Annotated in this window: 3 protein-coding genes and 1 pseudogene; 1 reads left to right on the top strand and 3 read right to left on the bottom strand. The window is 58.7% G+C overall.

Translation table 11 applies throughout. The features are described 5' to 3' along the window. Positions 1–396: hypothetical protein (locus AB4043_RS20550; protein WP_442307940.1), on the top strand; the 396-nt coding region annotated here is incomplete at its 5' end. Between the two features lie 96 nt (positions 397–492). Here the strand turns inward: AB4043_RS20550 and AB4043_RS20545 are convergent. From AB4043_RS20545 to AB4043_RS20535, 3 genes and pseudogenes are all read right to left on the bottom strand, one after another. Further along, on the bottom strand, positions 493–1191 hold the full coding sequence (locus tag AB4043_RS20545; protein WP_442302227.1) for a DUF4118 domain-containing protein: 699 nt from the start codon (positions 1189–1191) through the stop codon (positions 493–495). A 2-nt stretch (positions 1192–1193) separates the two neighbouring features. Beyond that, on the bottom strand, positions 1194–2495 hold the full coding sequence (locus tag AB4043_RS20540; RefSeq protein ID WP_442302228.1) for a glycosyltransferase: 1302 nt from the start codon (positions 2493–2495) through the stop codon (positions 1194–1196). Positions 2496–2708: 213 nt separating this feature from the next. Next, positions 2709–3020 (bottom strand): annotated as a pseudogene (locus tag AB4043_RS20535) (DNA primase); the annotation flags it as partial.

The raw sequence follows: 3020 nt of genomic DNA, 5'->3' as shown, positions 1-3020 counted from the left end.
CAGTTCGAGTCTGAACCCGAGCGCGACCGCGCTCTTCGTACCGCCACAACCCGTCGCGATAATCTGACAGTGACTGCCCGTAAGCTGATGGCTGAGGGAATTGTGTACGACCCCATGGGGCTACCCGCCTCTATGATGAGCCCGGAGCAGTTTGCTGAGCGCCAACAACACATCAGGCAGGAGCACGACCCGGCAGCAGTGGTTCCTCATGAAGTTCACGTGATGCCGGCGCCGTCTTCGGAGTCCTCAACTGAGGACAGCCCAGAACCGCAGACACCGTTTGGAGAGGCGATCGAACGCCTGCAGCAACAGGCGAAACATGCAGGCATGCCTCAGGTGAACTGGAAAGAGGAGCTATTGGACTATAAGCGCAAGCGGAACAAGATTCCGGCCTGAGCGTTGCGGCGCAAATTCGTCCATGCGTTGCCGGCCTCGACTGGTCTCGTGTGGACGAATTGGCGCTCGCAATAATTCTGGAATAGGAAAAACGCTTTAGTGCAGAAACGCCTGGGGATCGGGCGTCGGTGCTCCCATCTCCAGGCAGACCGCGAGAAGGCCATTTTCTTTGCCTTCAGGCCGGACGCCGCGCATCTCCACTAACCGGGTAACGCCTTCCGGCAGGATCATGTGGAACTGGAGGTCGATCTGGCCACTGGAAATAGCCTTGTGTATGGCAGCCTCAACGCGCTCGCGGTCCTGCCGTGCGATCTGCCGCAGCCAGTCGGCATAGGTGCGCGTGATGGTGACGTGGGGGAAAGCGGGCGAACTGAGTTCTACGCTTTCGCCGCCGATGTCATACCGCCACCAGTATCCGCCGGTGACCGCGACCGGTGACACCTTGCGCCAGGCACGGACACGGTAGTGAGAGCGAAACAGGACCGAGACCAGCAGCGCATTCAGCAGGAACGCCGCCAGACCGACCCACTCGCTTGTACCTTCTACCCTCCAGCTTCCTTCCGGGTAGCGAAGCACCATCTGCCCGGCAAAGCAGAGCGCGGTCGACAGCAGACCGGGCCCCAGGCCGCCGAACCAGGCGGCGAGGGTGACAGCAGCAAGCATCCATGCGGACTCCAGCCGAATGCCCACCCGGAGCAGCACAGTGCTCAGGACGATGGACAAGGTCGCAACACCGACGGCGGCACCGTAACGTACCGGCGAAGGGTAAGGATTAGGGAGCTGCATCTTTTGCATACTTAGAGTCCGCTATGCCTCGCTGCGCTTTGAGAGCCGCCGAATGGAAGTCCGGGCTCCGGCCGGCGTAATCTGCGCAACTCGGTCTCGATCTGTTGCATGAGATTTCCAGTGGAAGCCACGGCCGTGTACCTCTGCCGATAGGCTGTCCGGGCGTTTTGCCCCATGGTTGCCTTGGCGTGATTGTCCAGAGCAGCCCAGCGTTGCAGCAGGCACACCGTGCCCGCCAGCGTATCCGGCTCCGCCAGGCCCGCGCCTTCTTGAACTACATCGCGGTAGATCTGCACCTTATCGCTCAACAGGACCGGTGTCCCGCAGCACATGGCTTCGACAGTGGCGATGGCGAAGTTCTCCTGGTGCGAAGGAAGGACAAAGGCGTCGGCCTCCTGYAGCATGGCCCATTTCTCTTCGCCCTGCACCATGCCGGTCCAGAGAATGCGGTCCTCGATCTCAAGCTCTTTCGCCAGTTCGCGAAGATACCGTCCATATGAACGGTCCGCGGGGCCAGCTAAGACCAGCATCCGCTCGCTGTCGGTCTCGACACGGGCAAACGCCTTTAGAAGCAGATCGCATCCCTTTTTAGGATGGAGCCTGCCGAAGAACAGGAGATATTCTCTCTGCTCCAGTTGAGGCCATCTCTGATACAGGCCCGACGGATCGACAGGATGTTGTGGTCCCTCAATCCCCAGAGCCGCAACCATCGCCCGCCACTTATATGGAAAGAACGCCGAGGCGGAGCGGCGAAGCTCTTCGTCTGTTGTGAAGATGACGGAGGCCGCCCCATCGAGAGCATGGCGCCCGATCGTGTGCCAGTAAAAAAGCTTCTTCAGATGCTTGAAGCGAAAGCTCTGGTTGAACCAGGGGTCCAGCATGCCATGGACGAAGACAAAGTAGGGGACGTGACCGCGCAGCAGGGTGTAGGCCGCTTGATGCGGATACTGCCAGAGACCATGCACGATCACGGCATCGAATCGTGACCTATTCTTCTTCAGCCATTCGGCCAAACGGCTGGAATAGCCGTACCCGATGCCAGGGCCGAGCCGATGTACAGGAAATTCAAAGGCGGAGACGTCCGTAGCTTCGCCATCCGCACTGACCGCCTCGACGCTATACCCCATAGCGGCCTGCGTTTTGCCCAGAAGACGAACCACCTCTGCTGGGCCTCCTCCGCGGAGATCCAGTGACGAAATCAAATGAAGGATACGCACAGACACAGTCCTTGGGAGCCGGGTTAAGTTCAGCTCAGCGGCCGGGCGGGAAGAATTACGATCTTTTTCCGTATGATGCTTTTTATCGTGCAACATGTGGCATCGGAAGACTCGAATCGTTGAGATTCCAGGTGCCTATCTTTTGTCGGATAGCCATTCGGGATCGAAATCGTGGGATATCTGCTAACAGATTTGCACGAATGTCCTGAATTTAGATAGCGAAAAGCGCAACTTTTCACGAAGAACAATGTCTTAAGCCCGACATTCAAGACCGGTTATACGTTGGAGTCTCGGTTTCGATGCTCCAACCTATAACTCTCGTAACTGACGGCTAATTACCATTAGCTCTTCTGTTAGGCTCCCGACCATAGATGTATCTCCGCGCCGGTCGGCTTCGGCGATGGTTACGCGAATCTCGCGCTGCCTTCTTTCCAGGCCTCGGCGATGCAGAGTATGGAGTGCGCCGTTGAGCTGCATTGGCAACTGATCGTCTCCCGCGTGCGACTCTGCCAGAACGGTGGCGAGTACAGCGGCCAGTTGCGGCTCCGAAGCGGCCTCCAGAGGGTTGGCCGGAACAGGTGCGTTGGCAAGCTGTTCCATGAGGGCGGCGGTGGTCAGGCC

The organism is Terriglobus sp. YAF25, assembly GCF_052113305.1.
GTDB lineage: Bacteria > Acidobacteriota > Terriglobia > Terriglobales > Acidobacteriaceae > Terriglobus.
This window is presented reverse-complemented; position numbering and strand designations above follow the sequence as displayed.